This window comes from Streptomyces sp. NPDC026575 (genome assembly GCF_055567415.1).
The window spans coordinates 21,873-39,715 of sequence record NZ_JBVHQM010000024.1 but is presented as its reverse complement, the minus strand read 5'-3'; the positions used below and the strand labels follow the sequence as shown (position 1 = coordinate 39,715).

Below are 17,843 nucleotides of genomic sequence, written 5' to 3'. Positions count from 1 at the left end.
GATCCGACGGAGTGACTCTCTTCATGTCCGAAGCCCGAACCGACACGACCCAGGCGCGCCCTCAGGAGGCATCCGCCCAGGCCGCCGAGGCCGCAAGCTCCGGCAGGCACCGTGGCCCGGCCGCCACGGAGGAGTCCGGCTCCACCCCACATGGCCGGCACCGCCGGGACAAGTAGCCGCAGGACGCACAGGTCCACGTCGGCGGACCCCGACCGCCGAGCGCGCGGCAACGGCCGTGGCCGCCGCACCGCCTTCCCGGCGGGCGGCGGCCGCGGCCGTTTTGGCGGGCCGTCCGCCCGCCGGGCCACCCGGTCCGCCGGTCCGCCCGGTCCGCCGGTCCGCCCGGTCCGCCGGTCCGCCCGTCAGCCGTGCTTGAGGCCCAGCACCTCCGCCGCCGCGAACGTCTCGTTCGGCGGGCGCTCGGCGTAGTACGGCGTCAGCAGCCCGTCCAGCTCCTCGAAGCTGAAGACCTCCTTGGCGGTGTCGAACTTGGCGGCGATCCGCGGGCGTTCGGCGATCGCGACCATGCCGCCGTGTACGACCAGCAGCTGACCGTTGACCCCGGCCGCGGCCGGCGCGGCCAGATAGCCGACGAGCGGGGCGACGTGCTCCGGGGCGAGCGCGTCGAGCCCGCCGTCCTCCGGCTCCTCGAAGCCGGCGAAAACGTCCTCGGTCATACGGGTGCGGGCACGCGGGCAGATCGCGTTGGCCGTCACGCCGTACTTGGCCAGCGCCAGCGCCGTGGAGGTCGTCAGGCCGACGATGCCTCCCTTGGCCGCGGCGTAGTTGGGCTGGCCCGCCGAGCCGGCGAGGAACGCCTCCGAGGAGGTGTTGATGATCCGGCCGTGCACCGGGGCGCCGGCGGCCTTGGAACGTTCGCGCCAGTGGACCGCGGCGAAATGGGTGGTGTTGAAGTGGCCCTTGAGGTGGACGCGGATGACCGAGTCCCATTCGTCCTCGGTCATCGAGAACACCATCCGGTCGCGGAGGATGCCCGCGTTGTTGACCAGGATGTCGAGCCGGCCGAAGGTGGCGACCGCCAACTGCACGAGCGCACCGGCCTGTTCGTGGTCGGCGACGTCGCCGAGGTGGGCGACCGCCTGACCGCCCGCCGCCCGGATCTCGGCGGCGACGTCCTCGGCGGGCGCGGCGGAGGCCGCGCCCGAGCCGTCGCGGCCCGGCTGCCCGTAGTCGTTGACCACGACGCGGGCGCCGAGCCGGGCGAGTTCGAGGGCCTCGGCGCGGCCCAGGCCGCGGCCGGCCCCGGTGACGATCGCGGTCAGGCCCTCAAGTGGCTGTGCCATCGCTCTTCCTGTCCTCTCGATCGGTTCTCCGGGCGTCCCCGGCCGGGTGCCCGGGTGCCCGGTCGGCCCCTGCGCGCCTGGCGGGTCCAGGGGCGCGCGGCCGGCCTACGGGCGCACGGTCAGATCTCTATGCAGGTGCGCAGCGCGGCCCCGGAACGCATCTGGTCGAGCGCGTCGTTGACCTCGGCGAGCTGCACGCGGTGGGTGATCAGGCCGGCCAGATCGATCCGGCCGGCCCGCCACAGGGCGATGGCCCGCTCGTAGGAGCGCAGCACGTCCGCGCCGCCGTACAGGGACGGCAGGATCCGCTTCTCGTCGAAGAACAGCTCGAACATATTGACCTGGAAGGTGTCGTCCATGGCGCCCGCGCCGACCACGCACAGGGTGCCGCCGCGCCGGGTCGTCTCGTAGGCGGTGCGGGCGGTGGCGGACTTGCCGACCACCTCGAAGACGTAGTCGAAGCCCTCCCCCGCGGTGATCCGGGCCTTGGCGTCGGCGAGTTCCTCGGGGGCGACGGCCTCGGTGGCGCCGAAGCGCAGCGCGGCCTCGCGGCGGGCCGGCACCGGGTCGACGGCGATGATCTGGGCGGCGCCGCAGGCCCGCGCGCCCTGGATGGTGGAGATGCCGACGCCGCCGCACCCGATGACCGCCACCGAGGAGGCGGCCTCCACCTCGGCCGTGTTGAGGGCCGCGCCGAGTCCGGTGGTGACACCGCAGCCGATCAGCGCGGCGATCTCGTAGGGGACGTCGTCCGGGATCGGGACCGCGCAGTTGGCGGGTACCACGACCTCCTCGGCGAAGGTGCCGGTGCCGGCGAAGCCGAACACGTCGCCACCGGGGCGCTTGAAGTTGGGCGTACCGGCGTTCAGGAATCCGGCCAGGCACAGGTGGGTCTGGCCGCGCTTGCAGGACGGACAGCTGCCGCAGGCGGGCAGCCAGCACATCAGGACCCGGTCCCCCTGACCGAGGCCGGTGACGCCGTCGCCGACGTCGAGGATCTCCCCGGCGCCCTCGTGCCCGGGAACGAACGGGGCGGGCTGCGGCAGCACCCCGCTCATGGCCGAGAGGTCGGAGTGGCACAGTCCCGTCGCCCGGATGCGGACCCTGACCTTCCCGGGGCCGAACCCCACCGCCTCGACGTCGTCGAGCACCTCCAGCTTGTCCTGACCCGTCTCGTGCTGTACGGCTGCGCGCATGTCACGTCCTCTCAAGCGTCGGGTAGGGGGCCCGGGGAGACACCCCTAGCTGTGCTCCACCACGGTGTCCTCCAGGACCGCCGCGTCGTCCCGCTCGGGCGCCGTGACCGACACCTGGATCCGGCCGGGCTCCCGCCACGCACGGATGCGGAGCGTCTCGCCCGGGAACACCACTCCGGCGAAGCGGGTGGCGTACGAGCGCACCCTGGCCACGTCCCCGTCGAGCAGCGTGTCGACGACCGCCTTGAGTGCGACCCCGTAGGTGCACAGCCCGTGCAGGATCGGCCGGTCGAAGCCGGCGAGCTTGGCGAACTCCGGGTCGGCGTGCAGCGGATTCCAGTCCCCGGAGAGGCGGTAGAGCAGCGCCTGGTCCTCGCGGATATGCCGTTCGGTGTTCAGGTCAGGGGCGCGCTCGGGGAGTTCGAGGCGTACGGAGGGTCCTCGTTCGCCCCCGAAGTCGCCCTCCCCCCGGACGAAGATCTGCGTGTCGCAGGTCCACAGCGGCCCCTCCTCGTCGGCGACCTCCGAGCGCAGCACGATCACGGCGGCCTTGCCCTTGTCGTAGACGGCCGGGACGGAGGAGGTCTGCCGGGCGCGGCCGCGCACCGGGAGGGGGCGGTGCACGGTGACGGACTGCCCGCCGTGCAGGACGGCCGCGAGGTCGACGTCGATGCCGGGCGTGGAGAGGCCGCCGGCCACCGCCATCCCGCCGCCCGCCACGGTGGCGAAGCTGGGCAGGACGTGCAGTGCGCTCTCCAGGGTGTAGCGCAGCTCGTCCGGGTCGGTGGCGGGGTGCGGCTTCTGCGGTGTGGCCGCGCCGGCGCCGATGCCGAGGTGGTAGAGCTGGACGTCCTTGTGGTCCCAGGCGAGTTCGGTGGTCCGCGGCTCGGCGGAGGTGGCCTTGGCGGCGTCGATGGGCATGGGGCTGCTGCTCCTTCACCACGGTGGGAAGACCCCGGCCCGGCCGTCCGCACCGTCGGCCGTGCCGGGGTCGTATCTGGTCGGCGCGGCCGCGCTCCGACGGCGCACGGGACACATCTAGAACGCGTTCTAGCCGATGGTCCTCATGTATAGCCGATCCTCCCGGCACCCGGAAGACCTCTGACATTCAGTCAGATCGGTGTCCGGGCAGCATCCCGCCGACGGACCATGACATTTGTCAGTGCGGATCCCACACATTCGCATCTGCCGCGGCCCGGCGACTCTCCGTAATCTCGAAGACGGAAAGCAGGACGGGAAACACCACGGGGAGCGGCCATGAGCCGACCGGAGGGGCGGGCCATGATGACGGAATCAACGCAGGTGACAGGAGGTTTGCGCACGGAGCGCAGGGCCGACGGCGGCACGGCCGTCGCCTTCCTCGGAGTGACCCGGAGTTATGGCGCGGTCCGCGCCGTGGACGGTCTCGACCTGGAGATCGCCCCGGGCGAGACCGTGGCGCTGCTCGGGCGCAACGGCGCCGGCAAGTCCACCACCCTCAACATGCTGCTGGGCCTGCTGCCGCCGAGTTCGGGCACGGTGGCGCTGTTCGGCGGCGCGCCGGAGGCCGCCGTGCGGGCGGGCAAGGTCGGCGCGATGCTCCAGGACGGCAAGGCCATCCCGCGGGTCACGGTCCGCGAACTGATCGCCTTCGTCGCCGCCACCTACCCCGCTCCCCTGGACGTCGCCGAGGCCCTGGAGCTCGCGGGCCTGGAGGAGTTCGCCGGACGGCGGGTGGACCGGCTGTCCGGCGGGCAGGCCCAGCGGGTCCGCTTCGCGATGGCGCTGGCCGGCAACCCCGAGCTGCTGGTGCTCGACGAGCCGACCGCGGCGCTGGACGTCGAGGCGCGCCGGGCCTTCTGGCGCTCCATGCGGGCCTACGCCCGCCGGGGCAACACCATCGTGTTCTCCACCCACTATCTGGCGGAGGCGGACGACAACGCCGACCGGATCGTGGTGATCGACGGCGGCAGGGTGGTCGCCGACGGCAGCGGCGAGGAGATCCGGCGGCGGGCCGGCGGGTCGCTGGTCTCCTTCGACCTCGCGGGGGCGGCGACCGAACCGCTGCCCGGACTCCCCGGCGTGAGCGCCGTGGAGATACGGGGCGACCGCGCGCTGCTGCGCACGACGGACTCCGACGCGACGGTCGTGGCGCTGGCCGGCCGCGGTCTCGTCCGCGGCCTGCAGGTCGCCCCCGCCAGTCTGGAGGACGCCTTCCTCACCCTCACCTCCGCCGAAGCCGGCGCCCCGTCCCCGAAGGAGAACGCCTGATGTTCGACTACATCCGTCTCGAAGTCCGCCGCACACTGCGCGACAGGGGCTTTGTGATCTTCGGCATCGGGATGCCGGTGCTGATGTATCTGCTGATGACGAACATCGGGGCGGGCCCCGGCGGCGCGTCCGCGGAGTGGAAGACCGCCTCGATGGTCGGGATGGCCGCGTACGGCGCGCTGGGCGCGGCCATCGGCACGGGCACCGGTGTCGCCGAGGACAAGCAGCTGGGCTGGCTCCGGCAGCTGCGGATCACCCCGCTGAGTCCGCTGCGGGTGGTGGTGAGCCGGGGGCTGACCGGCTCGGTGACGGTGCTGCCGGCCATCGCCGCCGTCCTGCTGGTGGGCGCGCTGGTCAACGGCGTCCGGATGCCCGCCTGGCAGTGGGCGGCGCTCGCCGGGCTGCTGTGGGTGGGCACTGCCCCCTTCACCCTCCTCGGGCTCGGCAACGGCTACCGCCTCTCCGCCCAGTCCACCGGCGTGGTCAACACGGGCTGCATGCTGCTGCTCTCGATCATCGGCGGCCTGTGGTTCCCGGCCGAGCTGTTCCCCGGCTGGCTGCGCTCGCTCTCCTCCTGGACGCCCGGCAACCGCTTCTCCGAACTGGGCCAGAGCGTCACCCAGGGCGGCGCTCCGAGCCTCACCGCGGTGGCGGTACTGGCCGCCTGGCTGGCACTCTTCGGCGGTTACGCGGTGTACGCATACCGTCGGGCCGCGCGAACGGTGTGATCGACGATGCGGCGGACCTGGGAAACGACAGTGCAGCAGACACAGCAGCAGAACACGGCCGGGCCGCGCCCCGGCGAGGCGAACGACACGGACGGGACGTGCGCCACACGGACGACATCGGCGAGGCCGGGGAACAAGAAGCCGGACCGGGGGCCGGGAAAGTACGCCTTCCTGCCCTGGCTCCTGATGGGCCTGGGGGCCTTCTCCAACATCCTCCAGGGCAAGACGGACAGCCCCTGGCTGGCCGGCCTCGGACTGCTCGCCTTCAACTCCCTCTACATCAGCGTCGTGTGGTCCTCCTTCAACCCGCGGCGGCGCGACTCCCGCTATCCGCTCATCGCCCTGGGGATGCTGACCGCCATCACCTTCGCCATCGCGCTCGGGTTCGGCGGCAACTGGTTCCTGTTCTTCCCGCTGCTGTCGCTGGCCTCCGGCACGGTCCGCGCCCTGCGGGGCAAGAAGCTCGCCCTCTGGCTGATCTCGCTCAGCGGTGCGGCCGGATATCTGTCCGGCTGGCGCGACGGCGACCCCTCCGGCTCGTTCGGCATCGGATACGGCACGTTCCTGTCCGGCATGGTGACGGCCACGGTCCTGAGCCTGTTCGACACCATCCAGGAACTGAACGCCACCCGCCAGGAACTCGCCCGGAGCGCCGTGGAGAAGGAGCGGCTGCGCTTCTCCCGCGATCTGCACGACCTGCTGGGGCACACCCTGTCCGTGGTGGTGGTCAAGGCCGAGGCGGTCCGCCGCCTGGCACCGCGCAATCTGGACGCGGCGCTCGCCCAGGCCGCCGACATCGAGGCGGTCGGCCGGCAGGCGCTGACCGAGATCCGCGAGGCGGTCAGCGGCTATCGGGAGGGCACCCTGTCCACGGAACTGGACCGGGCCCGTTCGGCACTGGAGGCGGCCGGTATCGAGCCCGTCGTACGCCAGGCCGGGCCCCCGCTGTCGCCGCAGACCGGCGCGCTGCTGGGCTGGGTGGTCCGCGAGGGGGTCACCAACACCGTCCGGCACAGCGGCGCCACCCGCTGCGAGATCGAGGTGCACGCCGACGAGGAGCGGGTACGGCTGACGATCACCGACGACGGCCGCGGTCCCGCAGGCACCGCCGCGGCCCCGGCAACGGACCCTGGGGGCGACGCCGCGCGGCCCGGCGCCTCGGGCCCGGTCGGCGGCACCGGCCTGAAGGGGCTCACCGAGCGGCTGGCCGCGGCGGGCGGCACCCTGCACAGCGGCCCCGACGGCCGACGCGGCTTCCGCGTCAGGGCCGAACTCCCGGTCGGCACGGCCGATATGCCGGAATTCGAGGAGTCACCGAGGTGATCAAGAACATGACCGGTGCTGGCTACTCTTGCCGCATGACCCATGCGCCGGACCAGCAGCCCCCCGTACGACCGGTACGCGTCCTCCTCGCCGAGGACCAGGGGATGATGCGGGGCGCCCTGGCGCTGCTGCTCGACCTGGAAGAGGACATGGAGGTCGTGGCGCAGGTGGCGGCGGGCGACCAGATCGTCGCCACCGCCCTGGACGCCCGTCCCGACATCGCCCTGCTGGACATCGAACTCCCCGGCCGCAGCGGCCTGGACGCCGCGGCCGACCTGCGCACGCAACTGCCGTCCTGCAAGGTGCTGATCGTGACGACCTTCGGCCGGCCCGGCTATCTGCGGCGCGCCATGGAGGCGGGAGCCTCCGGCTTCCTGGTGAAGGACGGCCCGGTGGAGGAGCTGGCGGCGGCGATCCGCCGGGTGCTCGCCGGAGAGCGGGTGATCGATCCGGGCCTGGCCGCGGCCGCGCTGAGCGCCGGTCCCAGTCCGCTGACCCAGCGCGAGCGCGATGTCCTCACCGCCGCGGTGGACGGCGCCACGGTCGCCGATATCGCCGGCAAGCTCCATCTCTCCCAGGCCACCGTCCGCAACTACCTCTCCGCAGCCATCGGCAAGACCGGCACCCGCAACCGCATGGAGGCGGTTCGGACGGCCCGGCAGAACGGGTGGCTGTAGCGAGCCCCCGGCGAGGAGGCGCCGGGCGCGCTCCACGCCTGCGCGCGTACGACGTCTCCGCGGGCCCTACTTCTGTGCGGAGCCCTGCCCGTGGGCGGTGTCCGTCCGGCGCCTGGGCAGGGCGATCACCATCAGCGCGAGGGCGCCCAGCAGGACCACCGTGCCGACCTGGAAGGCCAGTCCGTAGCCGTCCGCCAGTGCCCTCGCGCCGTGCCCGGACTCGATGCGGGCGGCGGCGACGGTGGACAGGATCGACAGGCCCAGCGCACCGCCCATCTGGCGGGAGGTGTTGATCAGGCCGGAGACCAGGCCCTGGTCGGCGGGGTCGGCGCCGGAGGTGGCGATGGCGGCGACCGGTGTCGCGGTCAGGCCCGCGCCCAGCGCCATCAGGATGCCGGGGCCGAGGAGCGTGCCCAGGTACGTGCCGTCGACGCCCATCGTGCCCTGCCAGGCCATGCCCGCCGCGGAGATCACCGCACCGGCGACGGCCAGGGTCTTGGCGCCCATCCGGTTCATCAGCCGCGGCCCGATCTTGGAGCCGAGCACGATGCTCAGCGAGTGCGGAATGAACGACAGCCCGGCCTGCAGCGGCGGGTAGCCCAGCACGTTCTGCATGTAGAGCGACAGGAAGTACCACATCGAGAACATCGCGGCGCCGAGCAGCACCATCGCCGCGTTCGCCGAGGAGACCGGGCGCAGCCGGAAGAGCCCCAGCGGCATCAACGGCGCCTTGGCCCGCGCCTCGACGGCGAGGAAGACCGCGAGCACGAGCAGTCCGGCGGCCAGCGGCAGCAGTGCGGACGCCGACGTCCAGCCGTCCGTCTCGGTCTGCACGATCCCGTACGCCACGAGCCCCAGCCCGCCGGTCACCAGCAGCGCGCCCGGCACATCGAGCCGCCGCACGAGGCCCTGCCGGCTCTCGGTGAGCCACAGCACCGCACCGACCAGCACCAGCGCCCCGACCGGCACATTGATCAGCAACACCCAGCGCCACGACAGGAACTCGGTGAGCACCCCGCCGACCAGACCGCCCACCGCGCCGCCGCCGGCGCCCACCGCCGTCCAGGTGGCGATGGCCCGGGTGCGGGCCGGACCGGCCGGGAACGACGTGGTCAGGATCGTCAGGGTGGCCGGGGAGAGCACGGCGGCGCCCATGCCTTGCACGGCTCGGGCGGCGATCAGCTGCCACGGCTGCTGCGCCAGCCCGCCCCCCAGGCTGGCGACGGTGAACAGCGCCAGCCCGACGACGAACACCCGCTTGCGGCCGAAGAGGTCCGCGGCCCGGCCGCCGAGCAGCATGAAGCCGGCGAAGGTGATGACGTACGCGTTGACGATCCACTGCAGGCCCAGCTCGCTCAGCCCCAGCCCGGTCCGTACGGCGGGCAGCGCCACGTTCACGACGGAGACGTCCAGGACGACCAGGAACTGTCCGGCGCAGACCAGGAGCATCACCAGCCAGGCCGGTGCGACCGTGCGGCGCGGGGTTTCGGACAGGGTCGCGGGGGAGGCTATCGGGGGCATGCGGACCATGCTCGCATTCGCCGCTTGCCCCCCGCATCGGGATATCGGTGCATCTACCACCGGACCCGGGGACCTAGGTCGCGAGGCGGAGTCCGGGGCCGCCCCACCGGCCCCACTCCACCGGCCCCACCGGCCCCACCAGCCTCACCGCCGCAGCAGCGTCACCACCGCCGCCCCGCCCAGCCCGATGTTGTGGGCCAGGCCCACCCGCGCGCCGGGGACCTGGCGTTCGCCCGCCGTGCCGCGGAGTTGCCAGACCAGCTCCGCGACCTGCGCCAGGCCCGTCGCGCCCAGCGGATGCCCCTTGGAGATCAGGCCGCCGGAGGGGTTGACCACCCAGCGGCCGCCGTAGGTCGTGGCGCCTTCGGCGACCAGCTTCCCGGACTCCCCGTCCGCGCACATGCCCAACGCCTCGTACGTCAGCAGCTCATTGACCGAGAAGCAGTCGTGCAGCTCGATGACGTCGACGTCCTCGATGCCCAGGCCGCCGGCCGCGTACACCTGCCGGGCCGCGGCCCGCGACATCGGCTTGCCGACCACGTCGATGCAGGAGCCGGAGGCGAAGGCGTCCTCGGTGTCGGTCGTCATGGCCTGGGCGACGATCTCCACCGCCCGGTCGGCCAGCCCGTGTTCGCGGACGAACCGCTCGGAGGCGACGACCGCCGCGGCCGCCCCGTCCGAGGTCGGCGAGCACTGGAGCCTGGTCAGCGGACGGTGGATGGTCTTGGCGGCGAGGACCTCCTCGACGGTGTAGACGTCCTGGAACTGGGCGTGGGGATTGTGCGCGGAGTGCCGGTGGTTCTTCGCGCCGACCGCGGCGAGCTGCTCGGCCGTGGTGCCGTAGCGCTCCATGTGCTCACGGGCCGCGTTGCCGAAGATCTGGGCGGTGGGCGGCGTCATGTCGAAGCCGTGGGCGGCCGCCATCACGCCGTAGTGGCGGGCCACCGGGGACACACTGAAGTCCGATCCGTCCGCACCGCCGCCCAGCGCACCGCGGCGCATCTTCTCGAAGCCGAGCGCCAGTACGCAGTCGTTGATCCCCGACTCGACGAACTGGCGCGCCATCATCAGCGCGGTCGAGGCGGTCGCGCAGTTGTTGTTGACGTTGTAGACGGGGACGCCGGTCAGGCCGAGTTCGTACACGGCGCGCTGGCCCGCCGTCGAGGGCTGGTAGCAGTAGCCGACCGGCACCTGCTCGACCGCCTCGTAGCCGATCCCCGCGTCGGCGAGGGCCTTGCCGCCCGCCTCCTTCGCCATGTCCCAGTACTGCCACTCGCGGGTCTCGGGCTTCTCGAACGTGGTCATCCCGACGCCGACGAGGTACGCCTTGCCAGCCATACGTGTCCTCCTGGAGAGGTAGCGGTGCGGCGGATGAAGGAGCCGCGGTGCGTCAGATGAGGGGACGGGGCTCCGGGTCGCGCGGCAGGCCGAGCAGCCGCTCCGCGACGACGTTGCGCTGCACCTGGGTGGTGCCCCCGGCGATGGTCAGACAGCGCGACATCAAGAAGCCGTGCAGCGCCCGCTCACCGGCACCCTCGCGCACCGCGCCCGCCGGGCCGAGGAGTTCCAGCGCCAGTTCGGCGACCTTCTGCTGGTGCGGGGTCTGCACCAGCTTGCGGATGCTGGCGCCGGCGCCCGGTTCCAGGCCCGACACCTGCTGGAGCGTGGTCCGCAGCCCGATGCAGCCCAGGGCGTGCGCCTCGGCGGCCAGCGCGCCGAGCCGGACGTGTACCGACGCGTCCAGTTCGGCGGCGCGGTCGAGCAGTGCCTCCAGACCGGTGTCGAAGGACAACTGGTCGGCCATGTGGACGCGTTCGTTGTCCAGGGTGGTGCGGGCCACCCGCCAGCCGTCGTCGACCTCGCCGACCACCGCGTCGGCCGGCAGCAGCACATCGTCGAAGTAGACCTCGTTGAACAGCGCGTCGCCGGTGATCTCCTTCAGCGGGCGGATCTCGATGCCGGGGGTCGCCATGTCGACGAGGAAGAACGTCAGCCCCTTGTGCTTGGGCGCGTCCGGGTTGGTGCGGGCGAGCAGGATCCCGTGGCTCGACCACTGGGCCGCCGAGGTCCACACCTTCTGGCCGTTGACCCGCCAGCCGCCGTCCACCCGCTCGGCGCGGGTCCGCAGCGACGCCAGGTCGGAACCGGCCTCCGGCTCGGAGAACAGCTGGCACCACAGCAGTTCGCCGCGCAGCGTCGGCAGCATGAGGCGCTGTTGCTGCTCCCGGGTGCCGTGGGCGATCAGGGAGGGCACCACCCAGGTGGCGATGCCCAGATCGCTGATCCCGACCCCTGCGGCGGCCATCTCCTGCTGGATCGCCAGCTGCCGCAGCGGCCCGGCGCCCAGGCCGTAGGGCTCCGGGAGGTGCGGCGCGGCATAGCCGGTGGGTGCCAGCGCCCGGCGTACCGCGGCGGGGTCCAGTCCGCGTACGCCGTCGACGACGGTACGGGCCTCGGCGCGGTACTCGTCCGCCTCGGCGGGGAGTTCGAGGCGCAGCGGGCGGCGGGCGCCGTCGGCGGCGTAGCGGGCGGCGCGCAGCCGGTGGGTGTCGCCGCCGCCCAGCAGCTGGCGGGCCGCGGTCGCCCGCCGCAGGTGGAGGTGGGCGTCGTGCTCCCAGGTGAAGCCGATGCCGCCGAGGATCTGGATGCAGTCCTTGGCGCAGCTGAAGGCGGCGTCCAGGGCGGTGGCGGTGGCCAGCGCCGCGACCAGTCCGCGGACCTCGGGCGCCTGGTGCAGCGCCCGGGCCGCGTCCCAGACCAGGGCACGGGCCTGCTCGCAGCGTACGAGCAGGTCGGCGCAGAGGTGCTTGACCCCCTGGAACTGGCCGATCGGGCGGCCGAACTGCTCGCGTACGGCGGCGTGTTCGGCGGCGGTGTGCAGCGCCCAGGCCGCCGTTCCGCAGCTCTCCGCGGCGAACAGCACCCCGGCCAGGTCCCGGACGAGGGCGCTGTCGACGGCCAGCACCCGCTCGCCGGGCACCCGCACCCCCTCCGCACGCACCTCGGCGGTCGGCCGGGTCGGGTCGGCGCTCTCCTGGGGGCGGACGTCCAGCGCATCGGCGTCGACGGCGCACCAGACGGGTCCGGTGGCCCCTTCGGCCGCCAGCAGGATCAGATCGGCGTCGGCGCCGGCGAGGACCGGGGGCGCGGTGCCGTCCAGCACGTGGCCGTCGGCCGCCGCGGCGGCGGTGAGCGAGCCCGGGCCGAGCGCGACGGCGGCGATCCGTTCGCCGGAGACCAGGGCCCGTACGAGGGTGTGCTCGCCGGCGCGGTGCAGTAGTTCGGCGGCGAGGACGGTGGGCAGGTACGGGCCGGGGAGCGCGGCGCGGCCCAGCTCCTCCAACACGACGGCGAGGTCGAGCAGTTCGCCGCCGCCCCCGCCGTCGGCCTCGGGGAGGTGGAGGCCGAGCAGCCCCTGTGCCGCGAGCCCGTCCCAGTAGGCGGGCCGCCCGTGGCGGCCGGGCGCGGCGTCGAGCAGCTTGCGCACTTCCTCGGGCGGTACGGCCCGCGCGGCCCAGCCGCCCGCCGCCTCGGCAAGGTCACGGTGCTCCTGTGTGATTCCGATGCCCATGCGGGGCAGATTAGAACACGTTCCAATCTGACGGAAGGTCGGATGCGGCGGGATCCGGGGTCGGGGCGCAACCGGCAGCCGGCCCGGGAGCGGGCCCGCGGAAGCGGAGAAGCGGGCCCGGAAGCGGGGCACGGAAACGGCGGGGGAAATTCCGGTACCGGCCGGTTCGCCTTTTCCCGGCGGCCTCCCCGCGCCCACGCGGATTCGCCGCTTTCGGGCATCGGCGAAACGGCCGCCGAAAATCGACGGGAACGGACGCCAAACGACGGATGCCGGGACGTGCGCCCCTCGGACGGAAGATGCACCCCTCGGACGGAAGAGCGGACAGCGGAAAATACGAACCCGCCGTCCCGATATCCGTATACCCCTTACGCCTTACGCCCCTATGCCATACCTCATAAGCCCCACAGGCAGACCCCCACACCACCCGCCCCACCTCATACGGCACGATGAGCCATCTGACCGCACCACCTGGAGGAAGCCCATGTCCGCTCCCACGGCCCAGCCCGCTCCGCGGCCGGAGATACTCGCCGCGTTCGAGGCGGCGAAGGGCTTTATGCCCGTGGACGAGGGGCTCGCCCTGTATGCCGCGGCGGTCGAGGCGGCGGCGCTCGGGCTGCCCCTGGTGGAGGTCGGCACCTACTGCGGCCGGTCCACCCTCCTGCTCGCGGACGCGGCGCGCGGCGCCGGGGTGACGGCCGTCACCGTCGACCACCACCGGGGCAGCGAGGAGCAGCAGCCCGGCTGGGAGTACCACGACCCCTCCGTCGTCGACCCCGAGGTCGGCCGGATGGACACCCTGCCCACCTTCCGCCGCACCCTGCACGCCGCCGGGCTGGAGGACCAGGTGATCGCCCTGGTGGGCCGGTCGCCGCAGATCGCGGCCCTGTGGCAGGCGCCGGTCGGCCTGGTCTTCGTCGACGGCGGGCACACCGACGAGCACGCCCGCGCCGACTACGAGGGCTGGGCCCCGCATATCGCGCCCGACGGGCTGCTGGTCATCCATGACGTCTTCGCGGACCCGGCGGACGGCGGCCAGGCCCCGTACCGCATCTACCGCAGGGCGCTTGCGTCCGGCGCCTTCACCGAGATCTCCGTGCACGGGTCGCTGCACGTCCTGCGGCGCACCGGCGCCGGAATCTGAGCGGGCTACCATCGCGAACGTGTCGAACGGCAGCACTTTCCCCCCGCCCCGCCGCCTGCGCGGCACCCTGCTCCTGGTGCTGGTGGCCGTGGTGGTCCTCGGCCTCGGGGGCTGGCTGTTCTGGCGGTCGGGCGGCGAGCCGCCACGAGCCGGGCAGCCCGCACCGGGCCGGTCCACCGGGGGCGAGGCGGCCGACGGCGCGGCGGGGCACGGCGGCTCCCCCGACGGCACGGACGGGCGGGGGCACACCCCGGGCGACGGCTCCGGCACGGCCGGACCGCCGCGCGGCAGCCTCAAGGGCAGGACCGTGCTGATCGACCCCGGCCACAATCCGCACAACCGCGATCACGGGCGGGAGATCGCCCGGCTGGTGGACATCGGCAACGAGCGCAAGGAGTGCGACACCACCGGCACCGCCACCAACGACGACTACCCGGAGGCGTCCTTCACCCTGGACGTCGCCCGCCGGGCCCGCACGCTCCTCGAACGCCAGGGCGCCAAGGTCGTCTTCACCCAGGACGGCGACCGGCCGTACGGGCCGTGCGTGGACGAGCGCGCGGCCATCGGGAACAAGGCGCACGCCGATGCGGCGCTCTCCCTCCACGCCGACGGTTCGGGCGCCGGGAACCGCGGGTTCCATGTGATCCTGCCCGCCCGCGTCACGGCCGGCTCGGCGGACACCTCCCACATCGTCAAGCCCTCGCGGCGGCTCGGCGAAGGGCTGGCCCGCCGGTTCATGGCGGTGACCGGAAGTGATCCGTCCAATTACATCGGCGGCGGTACCGGGCTCGACGTGCGCTCCGACCTCGGCGGCCTCAACCTCTCCACGGTGCCGAAGGTGTTCATCGAGTGCGGCAATATGCGCGATCCGAAGGACGCCGCGCAATTGACCGATCCGAAGTGGCGGCAGAAAGCGGCCCTCGGGATCACCGAGGGCATTACGGACTTCCTGGCGCACTGACCGCGACCGCCGCGGCCGGATCCGATACCCGCCGATACGGGCCCGGGGTGCGGTTCCGATGCGCCGTCCGATAGCACGCGGAAACGAACACGACGACCCGCCGGATTCGGCGATAGGTTCCCCTTTACGATGGGTGGCCACCGCCGTGCCTCGCACCGCGACAGCGACGACCAGACCCACGAAAGAGACAAAGGACCCTTACGTGAACATCCGCTCCCTCACTCGAGGCGACGGCGTGGTGATCGGAGCAGCGGTGTTGCTGTTCATCGCCTCGTTCCTCGATTCCACCGGCGGCCCGGACTGCTCCGGCCCGCTCGCCAAGTACTGCGAGGCCCAGTCCTACAGCAGCATCAACGCCTGGGACGTGCTGTCGACCCTCATGAGCGTGTACCTGGCCGGTGTGATCGGCGCGGCGATCATCGTCGCCAGCCGTGCACTGCCGCAGCCGCGCAAGATCGCCGGGCTCGACCTGGGGCAGTTCGGCGTCGCCCTCAGCATCTTCGCCGCGTGGACGGCGTTCTGGACCATCATCGACGCCCACAACGCCGGTGCCGGTCTGATCCTCGGTCTGATCGCCGCGCTGATCCTGGCCGGTGGCGCGGTCGCCACGCCGCTCGTCCCGGCGCTGAAGGTCGCCCTGATGCCGGCCCCCAAGGCTCCGGCCGCCGCCCCGTACGGAGCCGGCCCCACCCCGGGTTACGGCTACCCCGGCGCGCAGCAGCAGGCGAGCCAGGGCTACGGCTACCCGGGCGGCCAGCAGCCGCAGGCGGGCCAGACCCACGGCCAGCAGGCTCCGGTCGACGCCACGGCCGGCGGCCCGGCCGGCGCCACCGCGGCGGCCGGGAGCCCGGCGGACTTCGCGCCGTTCTGGTTCGCGGTGCCCGTCGCGCGCCCGCTGTACGGCGAGGACGGCGCGCCGGCGCCGATCGCCGAACTGGCGCCCGGCACCTGGTACCTCGCGGTGGAGCAGCGCGGTCAGGCCCTGATCGCACAGACCCAGGACGGCCGGCGCGGCGTCCTGCAGGACACCACCGGCATCCAGCGCGGCTGACACCCAACGGGCCGCCGGGCGCAGAGCCCGGCGGCCGACCGGACGCGCAGCGGTCCTTTCGCGGCCCCTCGCCCCTTGCGGGCGGGGGGCCGTTGCACTGCCCGCGAGGCCGCCGTACAGTTCGCCGGAACCCCGGATCTGACGAATCGTCAGTAGCGCGGGTGGCGAGCGGTCAGCGGTCACCGTCGGAGAGAGGCGATCAGCATGCGACTCGGTCTGGCACTGGGCTACTGGGGACGCGGCCCCGACCCCCGGCACCTCGAACTCGCCCGCGAGGCCGAGCGGCTGGGCTACGACTCGGTGTGGACCGCGGAGTCCTGGGGCTCGGACGCCTTCACCGCGCTCACCTGGATCGCCGCCCACACCTCCCGTATCCGGCTGGGCACCGGCATCGCGCAGATGGCCGCCCGCACCCCCACCGCCACCGCGATGCACGCCCTGACCCTCGACCACCTCTCGGGCGGGCGGGTGCTGCTGGGCCTGGGGCTGTCCGGACCGCAGGTCGTCGAGGGGTGGTACGGGCGACCGTTCCCCAAGAGCCCGCTGACCGCCACCCGGGAGTACGTGGAGGTGATCCGCCAAGTCCTGCGCCGCGAGGGCCCGGTGGAGGTGGACGGGCTCTTCCACACCCACCCCTACCGCGGCGCGGACGGCACCGGCCTCGGCAAACCGCTCAAGCCCATCACCCATCCGCTGCGCGGCGACCTGCCGATCCTGCTGGGTGCGGAGGGCCCCAAGAACATCGCCCAGACGACCCGGATAGCGGACGGCTGGCTGCCGCTGTACTGGTCACCGCAGCGCACCGACGTCTACCGGGCGTCGCTGGCGGACGCCCCCGAGGGCTTCCTCGTCGCCCCGATGGCCCGCGCCGTGGTCTGCGACGACGTCGCCGAGGGACTGCTGCCGGTCAAGGCGATGCTGGGCTTCTACATCGGCGGAATGGGCCACGCGGCCAGGAACTTCCATGCCGACCTGATGGCGCGGATGGGCTTCGAGGAGGAGGCCCGGCGGGTGCAGCGGCTCTTCCTCGAAGGCCGCAGGGAGGACGCCGTACGCGCCGTGCCGGACGCCTTCGCCGACGAGATCTCCCTGGTCGGCCCGCGGGAACGGATCGCGGAGCGGCTGGAGTTGTGGCGCACGGGCCCGGTCACCGACCTGCTGGTCACCGCGCCGGACCCGCACACCCTACGGGTGCTGGCCGAGCTGAACTCCTGAAGCCCGGCCCGGCGCTCACCCGAAGTTCGCCCACTCCAGCCACTGGTCGAGCACCGCCGGTTCGCCCAGCACCTCCACCCGGTCGCTGTCGGCGGGCAGCCTGCGATAGACCACCAGGAGGGCATCGGTGAGGCTGCCGCGCAGCGCGACCGCGGCCTTCTCGTGGGTGCGGCGGTGGGAGGGCGCCTCCCCCGTGAGATCGAGCAGCCATTCGGCGTTCAGCTCGGGCGGGGCGTCGGTGGCGTGGACATGGATCGTCCGGCCGGGGCCGAACGCCTTGCTCCCGCGCTCGGCGAAGCGGGCCACCACCGCCGGCAGTTCGCAGATCTGCAGCCACTCCTCCAGACAGTCCGCGGCGACCGGCGCCGGGAGGTCGAAGGGGACACCGGCGGTGAGTGCGGCATCGGCACGGTGGACGGCCGTCTCGTGGACCATCCGGCGGGCCCAGAACCCCGCGTGGTGGGCCGTCGTCCAGCTCCACACCTCGGCATCGGGGCCCGCTTCCCGCAGCGCGGCCACGGTCTGCTCGACGCCCGCCGCCAGCCAGGCGTCCAGCGCCACCGCGTCCTCGCCCTCGGGCCCGGCGCCCTCGGGGACCTCCGCGGGGTCGACGTTCTCCGAAGCGCGGGTGGCGACGAGGGTGCCGACCCAGCGATGCGCACCCCCGACATGCCGGGCGAGATCGGCGAGCGTCCAGTCGGGGCAGGTCGGCACGGTCGCCGACAGGTCGGCGCCGCGCAGGATCGTACGGAACTCGGCGGTCTCGGCGAGAAGTTGGGCGCAGTATTCCTCGTGGGTGAGGGAACCTTGGAGAGTCATGTACCGCACAGTAGTGAGCATCGCGGCCCCGGGGCGTCCTAGTTCCCGTCGCGCCGGGGCCGCTGATGCCGCGCTGCTGATGC

The 17,843-nt window shown here is 73.2% G+C and carries 16 protein-coding genes; 9 read left to right on the top strand and 7 right to left on the bottom strand.

Annotated features, from left to right (window positions below):
- Positions 1-23: 23 nt before the first annotated feature.
- Positions 24-176 carry a hypothetical protein gene (locus ACZ4NB_RS28805; RefSeq protein ID WP_467665961.1) on the top strand — a complete coding sequence of 51 codons (153 nt, stop codon included), beginning with the start codon at positions 24-26 and terminating at the stop codon, positions 174-176.
- A gap of 186 nt (positions 177-362) precedes the next feature.
- Here the strand turns inward: ACZ4NB_RS28805 and ACZ4NB_RS28800 are convergent, their stop codons facing one another.
- The 3 genes from ACZ4NB_RS28800 to ACZ4NB_RS28790 all read right to left on the bottom strand — a co-directional run bounded on the left by ACZ4NB_RS28800 (position 363) and on the right by ACZ4NB_RS28790 (position 3,421).
- The gene (locus ACZ4NB_RS28800; RefSeq protein ID WP_467665960.1) at positions 363-1,304 is read right to left on the bottom strand and encodes a 3-oxoacyl-ACP reductase; all 942 of its coding nucleotides are present in this window, start codon (positions 1,302-1,304) and stop codon (positions 363-365) included.
- A gap of 119 nt (positions 1,305-1,423) precedes the next feature.
- On the bottom strand, positions 1,424-2,500 hold the full coding sequence (locus ACZ4NB_RS28795) for a Zn-dependent alcohol dehydrogenase (protein WP_467665959.1): 1,077 nt from the start codon (positions 2,498-2,500) through the stop codon (positions 1,424-1,426).
- Positions 2,501-2,545: 45 nt separating this feature from the next.
- Positions 2,546-3,421, bottom strand: a complete 876-nt coding sequence (locus tag ACZ4NB_RS28790) for a MaoC/PaaZ C-terminal domain-containing protein (RefSeq protein ID WP_467665958.1) — start codon at positions 3,419-3,421, stop codon at positions 2,546-2,548.
- A 363-nt stretch (positions 3,422-3,784) separates the two neighbouring features.
- Here ACZ4NB_RS28790 and ACZ4NB_RS28785 point away from each other — a divergent pair, with 363 nt between their 5' ends.
- Genes ACZ4NB_RS28785 through ACZ4NB_RS28770 form a run of 4 tightly spaced genes read left to right on the top strand, consistent with a single transcriptional unit; the run spans position 3,785 to position 7,478 of the window.
- Positions 3,785-4,750, top strand: a complete 966-nt coding sequence (locus ACZ4NB_RS28785) for an ABC transporter ATP-binding protein (protein WP_467666036.1) — start codon at positions 3,785-3,787, stop codon at positions 4,748-4,750.
- Entirely contained in the window at positions 4,750-5,478 is a 729-nt protein-coding gene (locus ACZ4NB_RS28780) for an ABC transporter permease (protein WP_467665957.1), read from the top strand. The genes ACZ4NB_RS28785 and ACZ4NB_RS28780 overlap by 1 nt, the downstream gene beginning before the upstream one ends.
- A gap of 6 nt (positions 5,479-5,484) precedes the next feature.
- Positions 5,485-6,801 carry a histidine kinase gene (locus ACZ4NB_RS28775; RefSeq protein WP_467665956.1) on the top strand — a complete coding sequence of 439 codons (1,317 nt, stop codon included), beginning with the start codon at positions 5,485-5,487 and terminating at the stop codon, positions 6,799-6,801.
- A 35-nt stretch (positions 6,802-6,836) separates the two neighbouring features.
- The gene (locus ACZ4NB_RS28770) at positions 6,837-7,478 is read left to right on the top strand and encodes a response regulator (protein ID WP_467665955.1); all 642 of its coding nucleotides are present in this window, start codon (positions 6,837-6,839) and stop codon (positions 7,476-7,478) included.
- Positions 7,479-7,544: 66 nt separating this feature from the next.
- On the opposite strand, the gene ACZ4NB_RS28765 is transcribed toward ACZ4NB_RS28770, so the two are convergent.
- From ACZ4NB_RS28765 to ACZ4NB_RS28755, 3 genes are all read right to left on the bottom strand, one after another.
- Entirely contained in the window at positions 7,545-9,008 is a 1,464-nt protein-coding gene (locus ACZ4NB_RS28765; protein WP_467665954.1) for an MFS transporter, read from the bottom strand.
- A gap of 135 nt (positions 9,009-9,143) precedes the next feature.
- Positions 9,144-10,337 carry a lipid-transfer protein gene (locus ACZ4NB_RS28760; protein ID WP_467665953.1) on the bottom strand — a complete coding sequence of 398 codons (1,194 nt, stop codon included), beginning with the start codon at positions 10,335-10,337 and terminating at the stop codon, positions 9,144-9,146.
- 52 nt (positions 10,338-10,389) lie between these two features.
- The gene (locus ACZ4NB_RS28755; RefSeq protein WP_467665952.1) at positions 10,390-12,570 is read right to left on the bottom strand and encodes an acyl-CoA dehydrogenase; all 2,181 of its coding nucleotides are present in this window, start codon (positions 12,568-12,570) and stop codon (positions 10,390-10,392) included.
- 484 nt (positions 12,571-13,054) lie between these two features.
- Here ACZ4NB_RS28755 and ACZ4NB_RS28750 point away from each other — a divergent pair, with 484 nt between their 5' ends.
- The 4 genes from ACZ4NB_RS28750 to ACZ4NB_RS28735 all read left to right on the top strand — a co-directional run bounded on the left by ACZ4NB_RS28750 (position 13,055) and on the right by ACZ4NB_RS28735 (position 16,941).
- Positions 13,055-13,714, top strand: coding sequence for a class I SAM-dependent methyltransferase (locus tag ACZ4NB_RS28750; protein ID WP_467665951.1), 660 nt, complete (start codon positions 13,055-13,057; stop codon positions 13,712-13,714).
- A 19-nt stretch (positions 13,715-13,733) separates the two neighbouring features.
- Entirely contained in the window at positions 13,734-14,675 is a 942-nt protein-coding gene (locus ACZ4NB_RS28745) for an N-acetylmuramoyl-L-alanine amidase (RefSeq protein ID WP_467665950.1), read from the top strand.
- Positions 14,676-14,877: 202 nt separating this feature from the next.
- Positions 14,878-15,726 (top strand): DUF5336 domain-containing protein, encoded by an 849-nt coding sequence (locus ACZ4NB_RS28740; protein ID WP_467665949.1) that lies wholly within the window; start codon positions 14,878-14,880, stop codon positions 15,724-15,726.
- 204 nt (positions 15,727-15,930) lie between these two features.
- Entirely contained in the window at positions 15,931-16,941 is a 1,011-nt protein-coding gene (locus ACZ4NB_RS28735; RefSeq protein ID WP_467665948.1) for an LLM class F420-dependent oxidoreductase, read from the top strand.
- Positions 16,942-16,956: 15 nt separating this feature from the next.
- On the opposite strand, the gene ACZ4NB_RS28730 is transcribed toward ACZ4NB_RS28735, so the two are convergent.
- A complete protein-coding gene (locus ACZ4NB_RS28730; protein ID WP_467665947.1) occupies positions 16,957-17,760 on the bottom strand; it encodes a maleylpyruvate isomerase family mycothiol-dependent enzyme in 804 nt (267 codons plus the stop codon).
- Positions 17,761-17,843 lie beyond the last annotated feature (83 nt).

Excerpts from the sequence above, each read along its gene's own strand:
- ACZ4NB_RS28805 (WP_467665961.1), top strand. The coding sequence starts at position 24 with ATGTCCGAAGCCCGAACCGACACGACCCAGGCGCGCCCTCAGGAGGCA.
- ACZ4NB_RS28800 (WP_467665960.1), bottom strand. The coding sequence starts at position 1,304 with ATGGCACAGCCACTTGAGGGCCTGACCGCGATCGTCACCGGGGCCGGC.
- ACZ4NB_RS28795 (WP_467665959.1), bottom strand. The coding sequence starts at position 2,500 with ATGCGCGCAGCCGTACAGCACGAGACGGGTCAGGACAAGCTGGAGGTG.
- ACZ4NB_RS28790 (WP_467665958.1), bottom strand. The coding sequence starts at position 3,421 with ATGCCCATCGACGCCGCCAAGGCCACCTCCGCCGAGCCGCGGACCACC.
- ACZ4NB_RS28785 (WP_467666036.1), top strand. The coding sequence starts at position 3,785 with ATGACGGAATCAACGCAGGTGACAGGAGGTTTGCGCACGGAGCGCAGG.
- ACZ4NB_RS28780 (WP_467665957.1), top strand. The coding sequence starts at position 4,750 with ATGTTCGACTACATCCGTCTCGAAGTCCGCCGCACACTGCGCGACAGG.
- ACZ4NB_RS28775 (WP_467665956.1), top strand. The coding sequence starts at position 5,485 with ATGCGGCGGACCTGGGAAACGACAGTGCAGCAGACACAGCAGCAGAAC.
- ACZ4NB_RS28770 (WP_467665955.1), top strand. The coding sequence starts at position 6,837 with ATGACCCATGCGCCGGACCAGCAGCCCCCCGTACGACCGGTACGCGTC.
- ACZ4NB_RS28765 (WP_467665954.1), bottom strand. The coding sequence starts at position 9,008 with ATGGTCCGCATGCCCCCGATAGCCTCCCCCGCGACCCTGTCCGAAACC.
- ACZ4NB_RS28760 (WP_467665953.1), bottom strand. The coding sequence starts at position 10,337 with ATGGCTGGCAAGGCGTACCTCGTCGGCGTCGGGATGACCACGTTCGAG.
- ACZ4NB_RS28755 (WP_467665952.1), bottom strand. The coding sequence starts at position 12,570 with ATGGGCATCGGAATCACACAGGAGCACCGTGACCTTGCCGAGGCGGCG.
- ACZ4NB_RS28750 (WP_467665951.1), top strand. The coding sequence starts at position 13,055 with ATGTCCGCTCCCACGGCCCAGCCCGCTCCGCGGCCGGAGATACTCGCC.
- ACZ4NB_RS28735 (WP_467665948.1), top strand. The coding sequence starts at position 15,931 with ATGCGACTCGGTCTGGCACTGGGCTACTGGGGACGCGGCCCCGACCCC.
- ACZ4NB_RS28730 (WP_467665947.1), bottom strand. The coding sequence starts at position 17,760 with ATGACTCTCCAAGGTTCCCTCACCCACGAGGAATACTGCGCCCAACTT.